Genomic DNA, 20,321 nt, shown 5'->3' on the forward strand with positions numbered 1-20,321 from the left:
GGGGTAACCATTATGGTCGCCGATGTGGCGGTGGAAGCGGATCGACGGACCCGGCGGGCGGAACGACCACCGCGCGAACGACGGTGACCGGCCCGTCCTCGAACACGTCCATGATGATGTACTCCGTATTGCGCGGCAGCGCCAGTTCCCGTTGCGAGGGGAACCAACTGTTGTTTCCGACCCACAGGCCTCGCGATCCTTCCGGCAGCGCGAACTCCATGCGGATCGGACCCGAGAAACCAGGAGTCGCGCCGAGCGACGTCGACAACACGCCGCTTTCGCGCTGCACCGCGCCGATCAGCACCCGCGGATCTCGACCGTTCAACGGCTGACCATCGACGTCGACCAGGTATTCGAGATCCCGCGCGCCGCGGATCACGACGATCGGCTCCGGGAGTTCGTTGTCGAGGGCTCGGTCCAACGCCGCGATACGATCGCGGAAGGCGTCGCCAGTCGGCTCCACGTCGAAGATTTCGCTTCGGAGGAAGTTCAGGTAACCGTTGTCCCTCCGCAGATCGAGCAGCCGACCGAACGGATCCGAACTGTTCACCACGTCGGCCAGCGCGGCACGCTGTTCCGGGGTCAGGTCCCTGCGCTGCGCCAGAGCCCGCAGCGCATCCTCGGTCTGCGGCAGGGTGCCGCCATTGGCCTGCGAGAGCAGTTGGGCGCGTTCCTGATTGGCGCGCAGGCGGTCGTACTCCTCGGCCGCCGACCTGACCGGGTCGGTCTCGCGGAGAGGGTTGTTGATGACTCCGGCATGACTGGTGTACCGGCTGACAGCGTCCCGCTCCGCACGCGACAAGCCCTCCCAGGCGTCACCGAGCTGATTCTGTCCGTACCGATGCCCAGCCTCGTCAGTGTCGAATTCCCGGAATCCCTCGGGGCCAACGCGACCCTCGTCGGCGTCCGACGGAGTGTTCGGCGGGTTGTCGTCGGCATCGATGTCGTTGTCCCCGTTGGGATTGCCGCTGTCACTGTCCGGCTCGTCTGGTGGGTTCGGCGGTTTCGCCGGTGGTTCGTCCGGTGGGTTGGGCTGTCCATCGGGAGTCGAACCAGCGTCGGGGTCTGGCTCGTCCGGTGGGTTCGGCGGTTTTGCTGGTGGTTCGTCGGGTGGGTTCGGCGGTCCGGCGGGACTGGGATCAGCGTCGGGGTCCGGCTCCTCCGGGGCGGTCTTGGCGCCGCCGCCGTCTGAGGCGTCTGGGCCCGCGTCATTGCCGGGGCCGCCGTTGTCGCCGGTACTGCCACCATCGTCGTTGTCGTTGTTGCCGCTGTCGTCGTCCCGGTCGCCTCGTTCGTCGGTGCCGTTGCCCTTGTCGGGCTCGGCATCGATGTCGGTGTCTTCGCTCTGTTTCGGGCCGCTTGGCTCATGCGGATTCACCGACGGGTCGTCGAGTGGTTTGATGAGCAGCAGGCCTTGGTCGATGGCTTCGTCCTCCGTGAACAGGCCCATCGCCGGATGCTTCACGCCAGGAACCGCATTGGGGTCGTCGGGCTCTCCGTCGGGAAGGCGGAAGATGTCTTCGTCCCTCGTCGCCGCGAGGTCGAGGTCGGTGTCCTCGGGATAGTCGTCGAAGGAGTCGTAAGTGCGCCCGGTGTGGTGCGACATTCCGGTCTGCCTGCTGCCCCACACCACAACGGGTGTATCTTCGTCCGCCACAAACTTTTTCAGCGCGTCGAGCATCTCCGGTGAGATGCCGGGGCCGGGGGTGCCGACGACCTCGACACCCATATCCTCGTCGACGGTGCGCGGTACCTCCGGCTTGTCGGAATCGGTCGAATCGTCATCGTCGTGGTTGTCGCCGTGGTCTTCCGGATCTTCGGACGGATCGCGGGGAGGTTTGTTCGGGGGTTCGTCCGGTGGGTTCGGCGGGCCGCCTGCCTCCGGTGTCGCGTCCGGCGCGGGCTCGTCCACTTTCACCTTTGCCGATGGTGAAATATCCGAGCCGCCAGGTGTTTTGGGTCCGTTGTGGGTGGCGAGAGTTTCGGGTGCCGGGAACTTGGGTTCGACGAGGATGGTGGGTTCCTCGACTCGGGGTGGTGTGCCGAGCAGGTCGGAGTCGCCGAGGCGGGGTGGGCCTTCGGGGTGCGTCCGGGCGGTCGGCGGCGGCTCCGGGGCGTGTTCGGGGGTCGGCGATGTCGGGGTCGACGTGTCGTCGGTGGGGCGTTGCGTCGTGCATTCCCTGGGGATGAGGCCGAGTGGGTCCGACCAGGTGATCGGGTTGTGCGGGTAGGTGCGCGGGTTCGGAGAAGCGTTGAGGCCCAGCGGGTCTGGGGTGAGGTAGTGGCCGGTCGTTGGGTCGTAGGTGCGGTGGAGGTTGTAGTGGAGACCGGTTTCGGGGTCGTGGAGCTGGCCCGGGTATCGCAGAGGGCAGGTGGCGTGGCCGGTCCAGGTGGTGGTGCCCCACAGGGTGGTTGATGCGGTGGCGACCGTAGCGGTGGTGATCGGATCGACGAGTTCGGTCGGGGTGCCGACCAGGTCAGTGACGATGGCGTAGGTGGTGTGGTCACCGTTGCCCGTGGTGCTGGATTGGCTGAGCGGGACGGGCGAATTGAGTTGGTGTTGCCAGCGGGTGGTCGTTTCGGCCGTGGTTTGTTCGATGAGGTGGGTGCCGTCCCAGGTGTAGTCGGTGTGCGCGAGGACGGTTTCGTCGGTGGCCAGGTGCTGTTTGGTGGTGCGGCGGCCGAGAGCGTCGTAGGTGTAGTGCCACCATTCGCGGGTGGGGGTCCAGACATCGATGAGTTGGTCGAAACCGTTGTAGCGGTAGTACCAGGCGGCGGGTGCGCCGGAGTCATCGATGGTGGTCTTGCGGATCAGCCGGGCGGCTTCGTCGTAGCGGTAGTGGGTGCTGCCGTCGCGGATGAGCAAGTTGGCGCGGTATTCCCGGTGCTGCGGAACGCGGCGTACCGGTGTTTCGAACGTCGTTGCGCTGGACTCTCGTTGAGCGGCGGGAGGAGTGCCGGGGGTCGTGTCGTCGGGCGGCAATGCGGTGCGCTCGGCGAGCGCGCTGGTGACGTTGCCGATCGCGTCGTAGGTGAACGTCTCGGCAAGCGTCCCGTTCTCGGTGATTTCCGCTGCGCGGCCGAGTGGATCGAGGGTGAACGCGCGGTAGGTGGTATCACCGCCGGGTCGGACGATGTGCTGACCTGTCGGGTATCCGTCTGGGCGCCAGGAGTATTCGTCGTGACGGACCGGCCGAGGTGCGCGACGGCGTGCGGGTCCATCGAGGGCGAGTAGCTCGGCGGGGAAAGCGGTGACTTCTTGGCGGGCGAGGTGGCCGCCCGCGGTGCGCGTGTGGGTGATGGCGAGCTCACCGATTCGCCAGGCGGTCAGTTGCCCGGCGAGATCGCGCTGGAAGACGATGTCGTGTCCATCGGCAGACAGCCCTGCGGCGCGGCCGAAAATATCCCAACGCCACGTGGTTTCGGCGCCGGTCGGAGTCTGCCGGTGGGTGCGGTTGCCGTTGGCGTCGTAGTGGCAGCACAGCGGCGGCTGATCATCGAGTTGCTGAGAAGTCAGCCGTCCGGCGGTGTCGTAGCCGAATTCGAGAGTATGCGTCGGCCTATCCTGATGACCGGAGATCGCCGTGGTAATTCGTCCCGCCACGTCGTAGGTGTAGCGCAGCCAGTCACCGGTGTCGGCGGCCACCTCGATGAGCCGCCCGAGATCGTCGTAACTGTGCCGTCGCTTGCTGCCCGCTGCCGTGGTGACCGTGCGCAGCAAGCCTGCCGCATCGTACGCGTACCGCGTGGTGGTGCCCGAGTAGTCGGTTTCGGCGATGAGCCTGCCCGCCAGATCGTAGCGGTAGGACCAGGTTTGGCCGATGGGGTTGACCACCGCGATCAATCGACGCAGGGTGTCCCACTCGAAAACGGTGACCGCGCCGGTCGGGTCGGTGCGGGAGATCGGGAGGTCGAAGGCGCCGTAGTCGAAGACGGTTGTGCCACCGGCACGGTCACGGTGCGTGCGCAGGTTGCCTTCCCCGTCATAGGACCACGATTCGGGGTGGCCGTGCGGGTCGATCCGCTCGAGCAGCCGCCCCTCCGGCGACCATCGGTAGCGGGTGACCGCGCCGGTCGGGTCGGTCACCCGGATCGGCCTGCCGAAACCGTCTCGCTCGATTCGGGTGACCGCGTCGGCCTCGGTCATGGTCAGCGGCAAGCCTGCCGCGTTCACGGTCGTCCGCCGGTGGGCGCCGCTCGCCGACGCCACCTCGGCAACGGCACCGCAAGGATGGTAGGCGTATTCGGTGCGGGCGCCGCTGGGATCGACAGCGGCCGAGAGGTTTCCGTCGCTGTCCCATTCGCGCCGCCACACCGCGCCGTCGGCGTCGGTGATCCGGTCCGGGCGGTGGCGCCAGTGATAGGTCAGTTCGACCGTGCGGCCGTCGGGGCGGGTGACTGTCGTGACGTCGCCGTCCGGCGAATAGGCGTACTGCGTGGTCCGGTCGTCAGGGCCGGTGACCGCCAGCGGCTTGCGGTCGTTGTTGTAGTCGATGCTGGTATGCCCGCCCAGGTCACGCAGGCGCAGGTCGCGGTCGAAACCGTAGCTGGTCACCGCGCCGCCCGCGTCGGTCACGCGAGTGAAATGCCCACTACCGTCCTCGAATTCGAGATACTCGAAATCGGTGTCGAGGACTCCCCCTGTCCCGCGCTGGGCGATGACGCGACCCGCGTCGTCGTAGACGTTGAGCATCTGGTTGGCGTTGGAATCGGTCCACGTCACCAGGCGATGCGCAGTGTCGTAGGTGTATCGGGTCGTCGCGCCGACCCCGTTGGTGACCGAGACCAGTTCGCCGTCGCGATACCCGAATGTCCGCAGCGCAGTGACGGTTTCGGCACCATCCTGCTCGACGCTCGCCAAGTGCAATCCAACGACGCGGCCCGCCGCTGACTCGACCAGCACCCGATAACCGCCCGAATGCGTTACCTCGACCGGCACCCCGTCGGCGTTGTAGTGGAACCGGATGCGGTTGTGCCGCAGGTCGGTGATCGCCGAGATCGCGTAGTTGCCGAGCGCCTCGTCGAGGCCGGCCAGATCGGGCTCGGCGGCGAAGTGCCAGAACAACTCTCGCTCGGTATCCGCGACCCGGTAGCCGCCGGTCTCGGTTCTGGTCAGCCACCAGCGGCGGATGCTGCTGATCGGCGCCACCGCCGACCCGATGTCCGGGTGCGGGTAAGCGATCATGATGCCGCCCTCGCCGATGAACGTGACACCGGCCTCCTCGACGACCAAGCGCAGGTCGAGCGTTGTCGACCACGACGGACCGAACCAGCGCCCGTACCGGTAGTCGGAACGATGTGTTCGATGCAGCGCCAACTCGAGGACACCGGGCAGCGCGACATCGGTCTCCGGCAGCAGGAACGCACCGGTGGCGAGGTCGACGGGATCGTCCGACTTGCAGATCTCGGACGGCTGTCGATCGGCTTTCGGCCCTGCCTCTTTCGCGTCGGCGTGCGCGCCGTGATCCTGGGGCGCGTGCTCCCGTGCCCCAGGATGGTGGTCGGAATTCGGATCATGGTGCGGGTGCGTGGGTTCCGCGTTGGGCCGTTCATCGATCCGGCCGGGTTGGGCTTCCGGTTCGCCGCGATGGGCGGGAGCGGTCGACGGATCTACGTGCCGCCCTGGCGTGTGCGCAGCGTTGGGGCGGCTGGCGAGGTCGAGATCGGTGCGCAGTGGACCTGGTGTCGCCGCACGTCCTGGCAGCTCCCCTGGGCCGCCGCGCACGGGAGGGGGTGTGGCATCGCCGCGCAGCTTCGGGACCGAGAGGTCGGGCGCGGGACGGACAGGTCCGGTGGGATGGCCCGGCGCGGGATCTGGATTGGTTCGCGGGATGGGAGTGGGTGATTCGGGGCGGTGCGTGATCGCGTCCGGGCGGGGCTGGGGTGCGCCGAGGTCGCCGCGCGGACTCGGCGCCGAGTGGGCAGCCGCGGTGTTGGGCGGCAACGCAGCGGGTGGCGGTGCGGCCCCGTCGGGGCGCGTTGCCGGAGCCTCCGGATACGGCTCGACATCTGGCGAGGAGGGTCGAGGACTCGGACTTTCCGAATCTGGTTGCGAGTACGGCGAATCGGGCCGTGTCGCCGGGGATTCCGGTGCGTTCGCCCCGTGCCGTGGCGTGGTCGTCGGTGAATCCTCCCCTGGCACACGAGGGGCCGACTCGTCGGGCCGGGCAGGTCGGGCATCGCCGTCGGGCCGAGCTCCGGTTGTCGGCGAATCCTTCCCTGGCGTAGGGGTAGTCGACTCGTCGGGCCGGGCAGGTGGGGCATCGCCTTCGGGCCGAGCAGCGGGCGACTCGGGCTGCGGGTGCGTGCGCGGCGGCGGTTCATCTCGCGGCGCGGAGGCCGGTGACTCACTTCGCGTCGGCGGTGCATCTGGTTCCGCAGCACGTGATGGGCTCGGGTCCTGCCGTGTCGGCGGTGGATCCGGTTCCGCAGTGCGCGACGGGGACGGGTCCTGCCGTGTCGGCGGCGGGTCCGGCTCCGCGACACGTGGGGGTGGATTCGGCTCGGTGCGGTTCGGCGGTAGGTCCGGTTCGACAGCGCGCGCAGGTGGTGGTGGATCGTGGCGAGGTGGCGGTCCCGAATTGTCCGGCGGGTGACCACCGGGGCCCGCCGGAGCCGTCTCGGGAGGGTGGCGTGGTTGCGGTTCGGGAGATGCGTGCTGTCCTGGACCGGCGTCGGCCGGGTTGGTGCGTTCCGGATGATGTTGCGGCGGTTCGCTCTGCGGGCCCGCGGACGGCGCGTGCGGCTGCTCTCGCGTCGGGGACGGCCCAGCTCCATGCTCCGGACGCGGTCCACTCTCCGGACGTGGCCCGCTGTGCGGATCCCCGGCCCGGGGTGGGGCACCGGAATCGGTGCGCGCGGGCGGCTGGTCACCGCCGGGGCTCGGCGTCTGGCGCGCGGGCGGTGCCGATTCACTCGGCGGTCGCCCGGGTTCTGGGCGACCTACCGGCTGCGGACGTGGCGGCTCGAGACGCGGCGGCTCGGGCCGGGGCAAATGCCCCCCGCCGGGCAGATGCGGACGCCGCAGCGCCAGTTTGCTCAGCAACTTCGGCGCCAAACTGCCACCGCCGGTGGGGATGGAGGTGACCATGTCCGCGCCGAGCGAGCCGATGAACTCGAAGGGGTTCTTGCGTGCGTCGGACAGCAGCGCTTTCACCGTCGCGCCGGGATCCGCGACGGCAACCACCGCCCCGGTCCCCAGATTGGCCAGGTTCTCCATGTACTTGGCGGGATGGGTCAGGTTGTACGGATCGGTCGGGTTGACCTGCCTGGCGAGCCCGACCATCCCGGACAAGCCGTTCAAGAACCCGCCCCACATTTCCAGCTGACCCATGCCGTACGCATTGAAGCCATCGCCGATGTTGTCGATCCATCGCGCGGTGAACGGCGGCGTCTTCGGCGCCTGTGCCGCAGCCGCTTTCACCGCACCGGCGGCCTCGCTCGCCGCGTTGTCCCTGGCGACCCTGGCGGACCGCAGGATCTCGCGCGCCTCCTTGCGGATCGATGTCCAGGTGTCGGTGAGCGGTGTCGCGGCCTGCTGCTCGCCGGTCAGTCCGTTCCACCAGTTCTTGCGCGCCCGCTCCTCTCGGTCGGCCTGCTCCCATTTCGCAATGGCCTCACGGGCTTTGGCCTGTGCGGTGGTGACGGCATGGGACCAGGTGTCCATGGCGTCGGCGGCCTTACGCATCGCGTCGGCGCCGTCCCACCACAGTTTGGGTTGCTTGTCGTACACCTCGTCGAAAGCCCGTGCACCGTCGCCGGTCCAGCCCGAGGTGTCGATGGTGCGCAGCGCGTCACCGGTCGAGCCGATCCCGGTTCCCATGGTGCGCAATGTCCGTGCCGCGCTGGTGATCTTCGGCGGTTCGCCGCGAACCAGTTCCTTCGGATCTGTCGTCTCGCCGAGTTCGCGCTCGTCGACGGATCCGCCGGTGGCCGAGGCGATATCGTCGCCGAGGTCGTCGAGAGTCTCGGCGGCACTGTCCATTCCGAGGAATCGGGCGCCGTCTGCCGCAGTGTCGAGTACGTCGTCCGCACGCTGTCCGGTCCACTCGGCGCCGCGCTCGAATGCCCTTTCGAAGACACCGCCGAACCGATCGAAAGTGTCCCGCCACCCCACCGCCGCTACTCTCCGCCCGCAGGCTGCTGCACCGGCTGCTGAGTGTTGGCCTCCTGCATGATCTTTGCCGCCCGCTGCGCCTCGCCGGTGTTCCATCCGGGTGTCGGCCCACCTGCGAGCGCGGCCGGGCCGACGAACTGGGGCAGGCCGACCAGACCGATATTCGTCAGGGCTTTCGGCCCGACCGCCTGGATCACCTTCAGGTTCGTGCGGCCGCTGTTCTGCATCTGTTCGAACGATTTTCGGCTGTAGTCCGGGTGCATCACGTGATTGGCCCAGTTGTCACTGAAGGTAGCCGACCACGATCGCTTGCCCGCGTCCTCTTTGGACAGCTGCGGATTGCCGATGATGTCGGTCCACATCTTCTTGAAGGTGTTCGAGGCGATCTGCTCCATCTGGTGATACCGGCCCGCGGACAGATCGAGTGTTACCGCGATGCCGTTGGCCGCTTGCACCAACGACCGCACGCCCCACGACCACCGTTCGCAGAAATCTTCGAAAGAGGTTTGCACCGTCTGTTTTCCGGCCTCCATCGACGAGAGGGTCAGCAACGCGAACCCGCGACCGACCGAGGCCGTGGCGCCGATCCCGAGCTTGCCCAGTTCGCCGGTGATCGAATTGATGCCGTCCGCGGCCTGTTTCAGGACCTTTGGATCCACCTGCAGTTTGTCGCCCACCGCTACTCCTCCTCGAGCTCCGGCGGGAACGCCATCGGCGCGGCACCCGCGATGTCGACGAGCACGCCTGTCGGCTCGGCCCGCCGGTGGACGAACTTGTCGAGCAACCGACGGCCGAAGATGCTGTGGTACCGGTACTCTCGGCCCACCTGCACGCCTGCGGCCCGGGCGAATGTCGCGTACTCCTCGGGGGTGGTGAACACGTAGAGCCAGTCGATGCCGCCGAGCCGATGCGTCGACACTCGGTCGTCCTCGGTCAGCGGGACCAGCACCGCGGACCGGCGGAACGCGGCGAGCAAGGCGCCGGGTTGTCCGAAGCCTTGGTAAAACGCAGCGATCTCCGCTCGGAGCTCCGCACTGTCCCCGTCGCCGATCGGCACCGCGAATCTCCTGTCCGCCAACTGTTTTGGAACGTTCACACAGTTCGATGTTATGGAGAACAGGGCTGTTCACAACCCCCTTGTTCACAGGTCTTTCGGTGTCGCGGCAGGCGACAGGGCATCGACTCCGCCGAAAATCGGCGCACGAAGTGCGCGCAGTAGCGCAAATTGATCACTCAAACGCCGCTACTACCGGCGAACATGAGCATTTTGCTCTGGGCGCGACGGTCGCAGTATGACATCGCGGAGCCATCACGCATATGGCAAACCAATGCCACGAAAACGGCCGCTGCCACTATCGATCAGCGGCGCGATCGGCCGCGCAGACCTCCGCAACGGTCAGCTCACCGGAACCGAGTACGGCTCCCACGAGTGGTGGCACGGCGCAGCGGGCCCTACGGTGGGCCGATCATGGCGCGGAGGTCGGGGAGGTTGCCGATGCGTTGGGTGACAGGGCGGTCGGGGGCGGCGGTTTGGGGTGAGCCGGTGGCTCGCAGGCGGGCGCGGATTTCGGCGGAGGTCTTGCGGGTGCCCGCGGCGGTGCTCATGCCCTGGTAGCTGGCGACCGCGCCGGTGACAATCGGGGAGGCACTGGAGGTGCCGCTGAAGGTGTCGGTGTACCAGAGGTCTTCGTCCGAGCCGCCCTGCAGGTCGCCGTAGCCGGTGGTGGTGACTTCGCGGCCCCACCCTTGCGCGTCGACGCGGGAACCGAAGTTGGAGAAGGACAGTCGGGAGCGACCAGGCCCGTAGTCGCGGCCGTGCACGCCCGGCGGCGGGGCGCCTGCACCGACGATGATCGCGCCGGAGTCGTCGGGGCCACCGCGGAAGGGGTTGCGCCACGAGGACGGGAAGTCGGCGGGGCGGGTGTCGTAGAGGGCGGCGTCGAGGTCTTCGGCGCCGTTGCCTGCCGCTTCGACCACGACAACGCCACGTCCGATCGCATAGCGGATTGCCGCCAGATCGTCGGGCCACCATTCGATCGCGATGAAGCCGAGCTGGTCCGGGCGGCTCGCATAATCGAATCGTGGTCCGGGACGGTGCAGTTCGAGCAAGATGACATCGCCTGCACTGAGCGCGTCCGCCGCGCTGCGGATGGCGGTGGCGGAGCCAGAACCGGAACCGAAGATCGATATTGCCCTGATCACGGCGTCGGGTGCGATGCCGGTGATGCCGAACGCGTTGCTGTCGCCGCTGATCTCGCCTGCGACGGCGGTGCCGTGGTTGCGCCAGCCCAGGTCCGGCGACGGCGAACCGCCGATGACGCCGCCCTGGTTGGCCTGCAGATCTTCGTGCGTGAAGCGCCACGCCCCCTCGATGTCGATCACGCGTACTCCGGTGCCGCGGCCGCCCGCGACGGTCCATGCCCAGCGCGCGTCGATGCCTTGCGGTGCTTGATCCAGGTAGACCTGGCGCGCTTCGAAATTCGGGGTGACCGCCGGAGCCTCGGCACTGGACACGTACGTGACGCTGTCGGGGGCGATCGGCCGCGAGAGGTCGTCCGGAGCGGTCGCGCGATCGGCGTATGTGATGTCTGATGAGATCAGCGCTGCGGCGTCGGGCGCGATCGGCGGTTCGGCGGGCGGTTTGACGTACGCGGCATCGACCGCATCGTGCGCGCGCAGTCGGGCAGCTAGCGCCGCGAGGTCACCGGTGACGCCGCGGACGGCGAAATACTTCAAATACTCCGCGCCGCTGGACTCGTCCGGCGCACCGGCGAGCCGTCGCGGCAAGCGATTGGCCGGACCGAAGATGCGGACGAGGGCACCACCGGGCGGGAGCAGCGCGGCCAAGCGCGACTCGATGCTGCGACTCTCGTCCATAGCGGTCGGGGTGAGCGCCGCAGCTGTGCCGTCGGCGACCACGATGAGCTCGGCGGGCGATCGGAGCGCAGCGTGCGGGGATGCCATGGGTTCCAGTGAACCCGGTGTGGAGGCTGGTCGCGGGCGTTATGCGCGACGAGATTCCGCGGCTGCACACCGGCATCGACTGCACCGAGCCTGCCTGCGTCGCTGCGGAGCCGCGTGGGGCGCTGCCGCCGAGCCCGCGTGGGGCGCTGCGGAACCCGCATGCTGCGCTGCCGCCGAGCCCGCATGGGGCGCCGCGGAACCCGCATGAGCACTGCCGATCCGGCTGAGACGCTGTCCACCGGCGGGTGGACAGCGTCTCAGCGCAACCGAGCCGGACGCATCCGCAGTCGAGATGCGCCGGGCAGATCAACGACACCGGGCTGCACGCCCGCGACGCTGAGCACCTCCATCGCTCCGATGAGGATCAGGAACAGTCCGACCACCAGGCCGAGCACGTCGATCGAATCGAACGGCACCACACCGACCACGATGCCGAACCCCAAAGTGGCCAAGCCGAACACTTCTTGCCGTCCGCTGCCTGCCGGACCGTCGGCCCATGCCGCGACCGTCGCATGACAGATCCCGCGAATCGACCAGGCCAATCCGATCCAGAACGACAGCAGCAACGCCGAATTGCCGCCGCTGAAACACAGCACGGACAGCAACACCGACAGCAGACCGCTCACGAACACCAGCAGCCGCAAAGCCGGGGCGAATCGCGCGGCCAACGCAACGGCTATCTGCAATCCGCCGGCAAGCAGCAGGTAGACACCGAACAACAGCTCCGCGGTCGGTATCGACTTGTGTGGCCATATCGCCATGACCACACCCAAAATCATCGAGCAGGCACCGGCCACCACTATTGCTTGCCGGGCACTGCCCGCCAGTGGTTCCGTACGCCCTTCGAGCTCGTCTTCGGGCATAGCTACATGATATGGCCCAGCCGTCCGGTTAACCGCGTGTTTGCTTTCACACGGTGTGGCGATGGGACATATGTCGAAGACAATTCGGTGATGTCCGGACATCCGGCCGGGCCTACCGCGTGTCTGTGCAGCACTGGCTAACTCGAATTTGAATTGCCCGCTCGTTGCCAGTGCGTGCAGTTACCGCCCTGATCGGGCATTCCGGGTTTCCTCTTGGACTGTGTCGGGACCTGTCCGATTCGGCTGAGCTGACAGGTCATTCATCGCCGCCGCGGCCATGAATTCCCGGAACCGGAATTGTGTGCAGGCGGTCTATCCGTGCATTTCGGTGCCGAGGATCGGGTGGACTTCCACCTTGCACGCGTTGAGGGTGGCCGCGACCGGTTGCGGCGCCGAGGCGTTCGGCAGGGTGACGCGAAGTTCGGCATAGGTGGGACAAGGGTTGCCGTCCTGGTCGACGGCGATTCCTTCGACGGTCGCCCACGCTGTTCCCGGCACGCCGCCGTTGAGCACGACCGTCGGCGGAGTGTCGCGGTCGGTGGGCAGGCCGCCGAGGTAGCCGCGCGGCGTGTGCTCGGCGCGGAGCGTCGGCCCGCCGTCGACCGCCTCGATCTCCGGGTAGCCCGACACCTGGCACGTTGCGGCGCCTGGAGCCAGCCCGAGGTTCACCTGCACGCCCCGATGGGTCGCACCGGGCGACACCTCACTCGTGCTGAGCACGACTTGCCCTGGAACGCACGGCGGTATCGGGTTGTTGGCCGTCAGCGGCGCCGGGTTAGCCGTCGGTGGCGCGGGGTTGACCGTCGGTGGTGCGGGGTTGGTGGTCTGTGTTTCGGGGTTGATGGTCGGCGGACTACTCGTGCAGCCGAACACGCCGAGAAGCGTGGCGCACACCAGGGTTCGCGCGGACCGTGCGAGCCGCTCGGTCATGGCGTTCACGTCCTTCCTTGCCGGAGTAGGCCATCCCCACCGCACCGTTCGTGCGCCGTTCCCTCCGACCAGACCATGGTGGCAGACCGAGCGCCTCGTGGTCAGCGCCTGCGCGGAACTACCCCGCCGAGATCTCGTCGATGGTCAGGAACACGCCGCGGGCCGTGCCGCCGCCGGGCAACCGCCACGGTGCCGTCACGTGACCGGTCCGCGCCGGAGCCGGGCCAGCGCGCAGGATCCGCTCGACACGAACGAGCCGGTCACCCACCGAGATGTCGGTGCTGGTCGGCCCGTCCGTCGTCGACGCCGATTCGGCTGCGCCGCCCGCGATCTCGGCGGCAGCTATCGCCACCGACCGATCCACCGCGTCGCTGTCGTGTTGCGCCTGCGGCTGCGCCGTTCCGGCGAGCAGCGCGAGAATCTGCGCCACCACCACCGGGTCACGAGTGCCGTCATAGAACCAGCGCTTGCCGAGCACACCGTGCATCGCGGTGCCGACCAACGCGTCCTCGGCTCCCGCCAGTGCCGCCCCACGATAGGCGAACGGCACCTGATAGGTCACCGGCCGCTCCCCCGAACTGTCTTGCACGACAATGAATTCGATCCCGACCTCCCCGTCGGGGTCATCGAGACGAAACCCACCGACTCGCCGCACCACCGGCTGTGTGTCGCCCTGATACCACGCCCGCGTCGGCAGCCAGGCCGTCAGCAGCTCGTCCTTGCTGGGAACAATGGTGGTCTCGTGAATCACTGCCATCGGTGCCTCCTCGCCCGCACCCGAGCCGGTGCCGCCGGACGCCGCCCGTCGGCATCCGGCCCGAGCCTAGCGGTTGCTCCGAGGCCGCGAATTCAGCCGCCCACCTTGCCGGACATGTCGTACTGCTGGTAGATCTGCGCGGCGTTCTCCGGCGTGACCCTGGTCGTCGACAGCACCTGCTTCTTCTCCACCGATTGCTTGTGCAGCAGCTTCACCAGTGTGTCCACCGCCTGCTCGGCGCCGGTCGGGTACACGAACGTCGTCAGCAGCTGCCCGTTCTGCACGGCACGGATACCACCGGATGGAATCGCGAGCCCGTCGACGCCGATGATCTGAATCGCCCCGGCCTTGCCCGCACCCTGAATGGCGAGCTGCGCGCCGAGCGCCATGTCGTCGTTGTGCGCGTAGACCAGGTCGATCTTGTCGCCCTTCGACAGCCACTGCTGCATCACCGTGGTGGCATTGGCCTTGAGCCACTTGGCTTCCTGGTCCTCGATGATGGTGATGTTCTTGCCTGCGATCGCGTCACGGAAGCCCTTGTCGCGGTCGATCTGCGGCTGCGAGGACAGGATGCCGCGCAGTTCGACGACATTGCCGCCGTTGGGCAGCGCCTGCACCGCCGCTTCCCCGGCCAGCTTGCCGATGACGTAGTTGTCGCCGCCGATGAACGAGTCGTAGCACTCGGTGTTGACGCTGCGGTCGAGGATGATCACCGGAATCTTCGCGTCACACGCCTGCTGCACCGCGGCGGTGAGCGGCGCGGGTTCGTTGGGGGAAACGATGAGCGCGTTCACCTTCTGCTGAATGAACGCCTGCACCTGGCTGACCTGTGTCGCGCTGTCCTGGTGCGCATCGGTGATGGGCAGCAGTTCGACATCGGAGTGCTGCTTCATGAAGTACTGCAGCTGCAGATTGAGCTGAGCCCGGTAGGGCTCGGCATTGTTGGATTGCGAATAGCCGATGACGAACTTTCCGCCATCGGAGGGGCTCGGCGCGTCGGACGCGCAGCCCGCGGCGGCCACTGCCGTCGTGCACAGCGCTGCGGCCGTGAGAGCAAAGCGACGAAGGGACGGCATGTTTCACTCCTGGAACAACATGGGGGAAGGCAGTCGGCGGAGCCGACGGGGGTGGGTGAACACTGTCGGATCGAGCACGGCCCGACGGCCGTGCTCGGGCAGGGCACCTCAGGTGCCGCTTTCTTGCGGGCGACCTCCCTTCCGCTTGGACAACCATCGGGTCGCCGGCGCGCTGAGACTGCGGAAGAAGCCCGGCCGCTGCAACACCACCGCCACCACCACGATCAGGCCTTTGATGACCAGCTGAGCGTTGTCGCTGACGGCGTTCAAGCCGAGCACGTTGTCGAGCAGGGTGAGGATGAGCGCGCCGACGAAAGTGCCGGTGATGGTGCCCTTTCCGCCGGCCAGGCTGGCGCCGCCGATCACCGCGGCGGCGATGGCGTCCAGCTCGTAGCCTGCGCCTGCCAGCGGATCCCCCGATGCGCGGTAGGCGGCGTCGATCGGCCCGGCGAATCCGGCGAGCAGGCCGGACAGGGTGAACACCGCGACCACGACCAGCGTCACATTGACACCGGAAAGCCGTGCGGCGGTGGGGTTTCCGCCGACCGCATAGATGTGGCGGCCGAACGTGGTCTTGGAAAGCACGAGCTGGGCAATGATGCAAACGGCAACGAGGGCGAGCACCGGGTAGGGAATGCCGGCCCTGCCGAACAACGGCAGCCAGGTCCCCTCGAACAGGTTGTGGCCCGGCGTGCCCAACAGCGCGAACTCGGCCGAACTCGGTGTCAGCTTCCCGTTTTCGTCATAGACGGCCGTGCCGACGGACACGTTGTCGGAGATCTGTCTATCGATGCCGCGGACTATCGACAGCATCGCCAACGTCATGACGAACGACTGGATCCGCAACACGGTGGTGCCGAGCCCATTGCACAGGCCGAAGAACGCGCCGATCAACGCACAGGCCGGGACGATCAGCCATGGGCTGAGGCTGTGATCGACCAGCAGCATGGCGGCGGCCATCGAGCCGATGCCCATGATCGAGCCCACCGACAGGTCGATGCCCGCGGTGATGATCACCAGGGTGATGCCGACCGCGAGAATGCCGCGCGAGGAGAACGCGGTGATCGCGTTGGTGATGTTGGTCTGGTTCCAGAAGTACTGTCCCTTCGTGCTGATGCCGATGAGAATCACCAGCAGCAGACCGATATATCCTTGGGCCGCACCGAGATACGGCGTCATCCTGCCGAGCCGTAACCGCAGCCAGGATACGAAGGGACGCTTGTCGTCGTGCGGGGCTCCGTTGGGGAGTTGGTCCGTCATTCCTGGTCCTGGTGGTCATGCCGCGTCGGCTGGACGGTCTGCTCGGTAGCGATCAACTCGGGGTGCGCACGGCGGGCGCCCTGGCCATGGCGGCGGCCAGGATCGCTTCCTGGTCGAATGGTGCTGCGGGCGGCGGATTTCGGCGGAACTCGCCGGTGAGGCGGCCCTCGCAGAGCACAAGAATGCGATCACACATCCCGATCAACTCCAGCAGTTCGGAGGACACCGCGAGGATGGCCGCGCCGTCGCCGGCGAGCTGGTTCATCAGGGCGTGCACTTCGGCCTTCGCACCGACGTCGATGCCGCGGGTCGGCTCGTCCATCAGCAGCACCGACGGTTGGGTGAGCAGGCATTTGGCCAGCACGACCTTCTGCTGGTTGCCACCGGACAGCGTGCCGACCACGGTCGCCAGCGACGACGCCTTCACTTTCAGTTCGGTGACCTTCGCCGCGACCGCGGCCCGCTCGCGCTTCGCATCCACCGTTCGCCACGGACGCAGGTACCGGTGCAACGCGGCCAGCGACGCGTTGAAGCGCACACTGTTGGCCAGGATCAGGCTCTGCGCCTTGCGATCTTCGGCGACGAACGCGATCCCCCGCGCGATGGCGCGACGCGGCGTGTGCGGCCGATACCGACGGCCCGCGAGCGTGATCGTCCCGCTGACACCGGTGGCCGCGCCATAGATGGCCTCGAGTACCTCGCTGCGGCCCGCACCCATCAACCCGGCCAGCCCCACGATCTCACCCGCCGCCACCTCGAACGAAAGGTCGTGCAGCGGTACGGCATCGCTGCCCGCCGCGGGCACGGTGGTCAGGTGCCGCACGGTCAGCCGCGCCGATCCGCCCCGGTGCAGTTCGGCGCTGCGCGGGAACAACTCGCCGAGCGGGCGGCCGACCATCAACTGAATGAGCTCGGCCCGGTGCGTCTCTCGCATCGGCCGCTCGCCGACGTAGACGCCGTCGCGCAGCACGGTGACCGTGTCGGCGATCTCCGCCAGCTCCTCCAGCCGGTGCGAAATATAGACAACGCCAACATCATGCGCGGTCAGGTTGCGGATGACGGTGAACAGCCGCTCCACTTCCGCCTCGGCGAGCGCGGAGGTCGGCTCGTCCATCACGAGGATCCGCAGGTCGTGATTGAGCGCCTTGGCGACCTCGATGAGCTGCTGTTCGGCCAGCTTGCACTGCCGGACCAGCCTGCGCGGCGTCAACTCCAGACCGACCCTGGCCAGCAACTCCGCGGTGCGCGCGTCCATGGCCTTACGGTCCAGCGTGCCTCGGATGGTGCGCAGCTCCTGGCCGAGGAAGATGTTGTCGGCGATTGACAGCTCCGGCACCAGGTTCAGCTCCTGGTGGATCATCGCGATGCCGTGTCGGGTGGCGTCCTTCGGGGAGCGCAAGTGCACTGGGCTGCCGTCGATTTCGATGGTGCCTGCGTCCGGGGCGAAGACGCCGGCGAGGACGTTCATCAAGGTCGATTTGCCCGCACCGTTCTCACCCAGCAGCGCAACCACTTCGCCGCCGTGCAAGGTGAGTTGCACGCCCCGCAGTGCCTTCACGCCGGGGAATTCCTTCACGATGCCGCTCATCGCCAGCAGCGGCGCGCGAGCGTCGGTGCCGGTCATGGGATTCCGCGTAGCCCGATGCGTGCCATCTGGCTCCTCCCCCTCGTCCACCGGTGGGCGTCGCCGCGAACGGCGACTGCATCCAGTGTGACATCGGTCTCAGAAATCGATTTCTGATACCGTAGAATTCGAGTGATCGAGCCGTCAAGGCCCTTGCGCGCCAGGGTTTGTCGGCCATTGTGAGCGCGCGAGATCGGGCGCACGGCACTTCGGCGCAGCAGCGAAGGGCGGTTACGCCGCAGATGGCGACGGTGACGATTCGCGACGTCGCGGCATTGGCCGAGGTCTCACCGGCCACGGTCTCGCGGGTGCTCAACGCCGACCCTCGCGTTGCTCCCGCGCTGCGCGAACGCGTGCATGGTGCCGTCGAAAAGCTGGGCTATCGACCGAACAGCCAGGCCAGATCCCTGCGCACCCGAGCGACCAGGGTCATCGGCCTGATCATCGCCGACATCCAGAACCCGTTCTTCACCGCGCTCGCCCGCGGCGTCGAAGATGCTGCGAGCGAACGCGATTACTCCGTGGTGCTGGCCAACTCCGACGAGAACCTCGACAAGGAGCAGCGCTACCTGGAGGTCGCTGCGGGTGAGCGGATGGCCGGTGTCGTCCTGGCTCCCTCCTCCACCGCGCACAGCCGGATCGGCACGCTCACCGACCGCGGTATTCCGGTGGTCGTCATCGACCGTCGGCTGCGGTCGACCGACGTCGACTCCGTGCTGGTGAACAATCGGCAGGCCGCCAAGGCCGCCGTCGACCATCTCATCGCCGCAGGCTGCCGACGCATCGCGATGATCACCGGACCGTCCGATGCTTCGACCGCGACCGGCAGGCTCAGCGGCTATCGAGCTGCATTGCGCGGAGCCGGAATCGAACCCGATCCGGCACTCGAGATCTGCGGCGACTATCGCGTCGAAGGCGGGCGGGCCGCCGTGCGTTCAGTCCTGGCGCTGCGCGACCGCCCCGACGGCCTGTTCGTCGGCAACAACCTGATGATGGTCGGCGCACTGCACGCCCTCGCCGACACCAGTGTCACCTTCCCCGCCGACATCCTGCTCGCCGGCTTCGACGAAATGAGCTGGGCCGGATTCGCGCCACCGATCACCCTGGTCGAGCAACCCAGCTACGAGATCGGCCGCCGCGCAACCGAACTCGTCCTCCGCCGAGTCGCCGGTGAAGTGTTCCCCGCCCAGTCCATCGTCCTGCCCGCCAACCTGCGCATCCGGGAAAGCACCCACCGCATCGTTGTTGCCTGAGCGGATTTCAGCGCGGCGAGTAGTGGCCGAGGTCTGAGCGTGCGCGGGAGTCCGACGAATAGCAGCCCGGAACCCCGACTCCGGGGCGGTGGTCGAGACGATGTCAGCCGAGGCCGGATCGGGCGATGACCTTGGCGATGCCGATCCGGACTGCCGTGAAGCCCTCCCGCACAAATGATTCAGCGACAGTCCGTGCAGCCTGGGTGGGGTAATAGCGGTCGGCGATGCCCGTCGCGATGTGTTTGACCTCGTCTGATTCGGCAGAGGTTCGTGCCTGGCCTTCGATGGTGACGAAGCCGTACGGTTGCCGCTCGTCGCTGATGCAGATGGAGACGCGTCCGTCACGAGACAGACTCTGTCCCTTGACACTTCCGGGGGACAGGACGAACGCGAGTTCGTCACCGTCGAGGATGAAGCAGATAGCCGTGACGTGCGGCCGTCCGTCGCGGCGAGTGAGGCCTATGTGGGCAAGCTTTGTTCCCTCTTCGACGAAGGCTCGCCATTCAGCGTCGGTCATTGTTGTTGCCATGAGCGGGTTTCCGTTCGTTTCGATGCTGCGATTGGCGTTTGCGGCCCTGTCAGGCGAGGTGCTTGTGCAGCTCCGGCATGATCACGTCCCAGGTGGACGGTGGCGGGATCTCGTGTCCCATTCCCTGCATGCGCACCAGCCGGGCCCCGGGGATCAGGCGGGCAAGCGCCTCCCCGTGGGCGAAGGGAAACATCGGGTCGTCGGCGCTGTGTAGGACAAGCGTCGGCACCCGAATCTCGGCCGGGTCCACTGAGCGGTGCGGCTGGGCGACAAAGTGATTCGTTATCGACGACGCCATGTTGCGGGTGCGACGCACTTCGAGCGTTGCCAGCGCACGGACGCGCACCTCGTCGAACTGGAGCGGGGCGTAGGGCCGTTCGATCTCGACCCGATAGTCGATGACCGCGTTCTCGTCAGACCAGTCCGGCTCGGGTTCGGGCTCCATAAAGCTTTTGGCGACTGCGGGACTCGGCCCCGGCAGTGCACCGTGATCGCCGCCGGCCGGGCTCGACTCCACCAGGGTGAGCGTGCGCACTCGCTCGGGTGCGCGCACCGCGATGGTTTGTGCGATACCGCCACCCATCGACATTCCGATCAAGTGTGCCTTGTCGATACCCAGGGCATCGAGAATGCGCAGTGGATCGGCAGCAAGGTCGTCGCCGGTGTAGTCGGGCTGCCCGGTCGGTGTGGTGCTCGATTGACCCGTATCGCGATGGTCGTACCGAATCACCTGCAGTTCACCGGCGCCGAGGCGGTCGGCGAACTCGGGTGTCCACCAGTCCATCGACTGGCCGCCACCGGCGATGAGCAGTGCCACCGGTGCGCCCTCGGGGCCGCGCCGCTCGATCGCGAGCTCGACGCCGTCGAGTTGGAGGATTTCGGTGTCTCGTTGTGTGCTGTTGATCGTCATGTCGATGAGCCTAGGAACGAAAGTAGATCAAGAAAAGCG

The 20,321-nt window shown here is 67.4% G+C and carries 14 protein-coding genes; 2 read left to right on the plus strand and 12 right to left on the minus strand.

Annotated features, from left to right (window positions below):
• Positions 1 to 10: 10 nt before the first annotated feature.
• The 4 genes from ACGFNJ_RS19255 to ACGFNJ_RS19270 form a co-directional block, all read right to left on the minus strand.
• Positions 11 to 8,116, minus strand: coding sequence for a putative T7SS-secreted protein (locus tag ACGFNJ_RS19255; protein WP_393449461.1), 8,106 nt, complete (start codon positions 8,114 to 8,116; stop codon positions 11 to 13).
• Between the two features lie 5 nt (positions 8,117 to 8,121).
• Positions 8,122 to 8,793, minus strand: coding sequence for a hypothetical protein (locus tag ACGFNJ_RS19260; RefSeq protein ID WP_393449464.1), 672 nt, complete (start codon positions 8,791 to 8,793; stop codon positions 8,122 to 8,124).
• A gap of 2 nt (positions 8,794 to 8,795) precedes the next feature.
• Positions 8,796 to 9,212 carry a hypothetical protein gene (locus ACGFNJ_RS19265; protein ID WP_393449467.1) on the minus strand — a complete coding sequence of 139 codons (417 nt, stop codon included), beginning with the start codon at positions 9,210 to 9,212 and terminating at the stop codon, positions 8,796 to 8,798.
• Positions 9,213 to 9,568: 356 nt separating this feature from the next.
• Positions 9,569 to 11,080, minus strand: coding sequence for a S8 family peptidase (locus ACGFNJ_RS19270; RefSeq protein WP_393449470.1), 1,512 nt, complete (start codon positions 11,078 to 11,080; stop codon positions 9,569 to 9,571).
• On the opposite strand from ACGFNJ_RS19270, the gene ACGFNJ_RS19275 reads away from it, so the two are divergent.
• A complete protein-coding gene (locus tag ACGFNJ_RS19275) occupies positions 11,074 to 11,307 on the plus strand; it encodes a hypothetical protein (protein WP_393449473.1) in 234 nt (77 codons plus the stop codon). The two genes, ACGFNJ_RS19270 and ACGFNJ_RS19275, sit on opposite strands and share 7 nt — an antisense overlap.
• A 30-nt stretch (positions 11,308 to 11,337) precedes the next feature.
• Here ACGFNJ_RS19275 and ACGFNJ_RS19280 read toward each other — a convergent pair whose 3' ends face one another.
• From ACGFNJ_RS19280 to ACGFNJ_RS19305, 6 genes are all read right to left on the minus strand, one after another.
• Entirely contained in the window at positions 11,338 to 11,943 is a 606-nt protein-coding gene (locus tag ACGFNJ_RS19280; protein WP_393449476.1) for a DUF308 domain-containing protein, read from the minus strand.
• Between the two features lie 312 nt (positions 11,944 to 12,255).
• A complete protein-coding gene (locus ACGFNJ_RS19285) occupies positions 12,256 to 12,873 on the minus strand; it encodes a DUF4232 domain-containing protein (protein ID WP_393449479.1) in 618 nt (205 codons plus the stop codon).
• A gap of 118 nt (positions 12,874 to 12,991) precedes the next feature.
• Positions 12,992 to 13,630: a 1,4-alpha-glucan branching protein gene (locus tag ACGFNJ_RS19290; RefSeq protein ID WP_393449482.1), complete on the minus strand. Its 639-nt coding sequence runs from the start codon at positions 13,628 to 13,630 to the stop codon at positions 12,992 to 12,994.
• A 92-nt stretch (positions 13,631 to 13,722) separates the two neighbouring features.
• Positions 13,723 to 14,706, minus strand: coding sequence for a substrate-binding domain-containing protein (locus ACGFNJ_RS19295; protein WP_393449485.1), 984 nt, complete (start codon positions 14,704 to 14,706; stop codon positions 13,723 to 13,725).
• A gap of 108 nt (positions 14,707 to 14,814) precedes the next feature.
• Complete coding sequence (locus ACGFNJ_RS19300; protein WP_393449488.1) at positions 14,815 to 15,966, minus strand: ABC transporter permease; 1,152 nt, start codon at positions 15,964 to 15,966, stop codon at positions 14,815 to 14,817.
• A 52-nt stretch (positions 15,967 to 16,018) separates the two neighbouring features.
• A complete protein-coding gene (locus ACGFNJ_RS19305) occupies positions 16,019 to 17,590 on the minus strand; it encodes a sugar ABC transporter ATP-binding protein (protein ID WP_393449491.1) in 1,572 nt (523 codons plus the stop codon).
• Between the two features lie 179 nt (positions 17,591 to 17,769).
• Here ACGFNJ_RS19305 and ACGFNJ_RS19310 point away from each other — a divergent pair, with 179 nt between their 5' ends.
• Positions 17,770 to 18,843 (plus strand): LacI family DNA-binding transcriptional regulator, encoded by a 1,074-nt coding sequence (locus tag ACGFNJ_RS19310; protein WP_393449494.1) that lies wholly within the window; start codon positions 17,770 to 17,772, stop codon positions 18,841 to 18,843.
• Between the two features lie 103 nt (positions 18,844 to 18,946).
• Here the strand turns inward: ACGFNJ_RS19310 and ACGFNJ_RS19315 are convergent, their stop codons facing one another.
• Both ACGFNJ_RS19315 and ACGFNJ_RS19320 read right to left on the minus strand, forming a co-directional pair.
• The gene (locus ACGFNJ_RS19315; protein WP_393449497.1) at positions 18,947 to 19,360 is read right to left on the minus strand and encodes a PPOX class F420-dependent oxidoreductase; all 414 of its coding nucleotides are present in this window, start codon (positions 19,358 to 19,360) and stop codon (positions 18,947 to 18,949) included.
• Between the two features lie 61 nt (positions 19,361 to 19,421).
• Positions 19,422 to 20,282, minus strand: a complete 861-nt coding sequence (locus ACGFNJ_RS19320) for an alpha/beta fold hydrolase (RefSeq protein ID WP_393449500.1) — start codon at positions 20,280 to 20,282, stop codon at positions 19,422 to 19,424.
• Positions 20,283 to 20,321: the final 39 nt, after the last annotated feature.

Origin of the sequence: Nocardia sp. NPDC049149, from assembly GCF_043197455.1 — a bacterium.
In the GTDB taxonomy this organism is placed as follows: Bacteria; Actinomycetota; Actinomycetes; order Mycobacteriales; family Mycobacteriaceae; genus Nocardia.

Coding starts and splice junctions, on each gene's coding strand:
- ACGFNJ_RS19280 (WP_393449476.1), bottom strand. CDS start 11,943: ATGCCCGAAGACGAGCTCGAAGGGCGTACGGAACCACTGGCGGGCAGT.
- ACGFNJ_RS19270 (WP_393449470.1), bottom strand. CDS start 11,080: ATGGCATCCCCGCACGCTGCGCTCCGATCGCCCGCCGAGCTCATCGTG.
- ACGFNJ_RS19305 (WP_393449491.1), bottom strand. CDS start 17,590: ATGACCGGCACCGACGCTCGCGCGCCGCTGCTGGCGATGAGCGGCATC.
- ACGFNJ_RS19315 (WP_393449497.1), bottom strand. CDS start 19,360: ATGACCGACGCTGAATGGCGAGCCTTCGTCGAAGAGGGAACAAAGCTT.
- ACGFNJ_RS19320 (WP_393449500.1), bottom strand. CDS start 20,282: ATGACGATCAACAGCACACAACGAGACACCGAAATCCTCCAACTCGAC.
- ACGFNJ_RS19275 (WP_393449473.1), top strand. CDS start 11,074: ATGCCATGGGTTCCAGTGAACCCGGTGTGGAGGCTGGTCGCGGGCGTT.
- ACGFNJ_RS19300 (WP_393449488.1), bottom strand. CDS start 15,966: ATGACGGACCAACTCCCCAACGGAGCCCCGCACGACGACAAGCGTCCC.
- ACGFNJ_RS19285 (WP_393449479.1), bottom strand. CDS start 12,873: ATGACCGAGCGGCTCGCACGGTCCGCGCGAACCCTGGTGTGCGCCACG.
- ACGFNJ_RS19290 (WP_393449482.1), bottom strand. CDS start 13,630: ATGGCAGTGATTCACGAGACCACCATTGTTCCCAGCAAGGACGAGCTG.
- ACGFNJ_RS19295 (WP_393449485.1), bottom strand. CDS start 14,706: ATGCCGTCCCTTCGTCGCTTTGCTCTCACGGCCGCAGCGCTGTGCACG.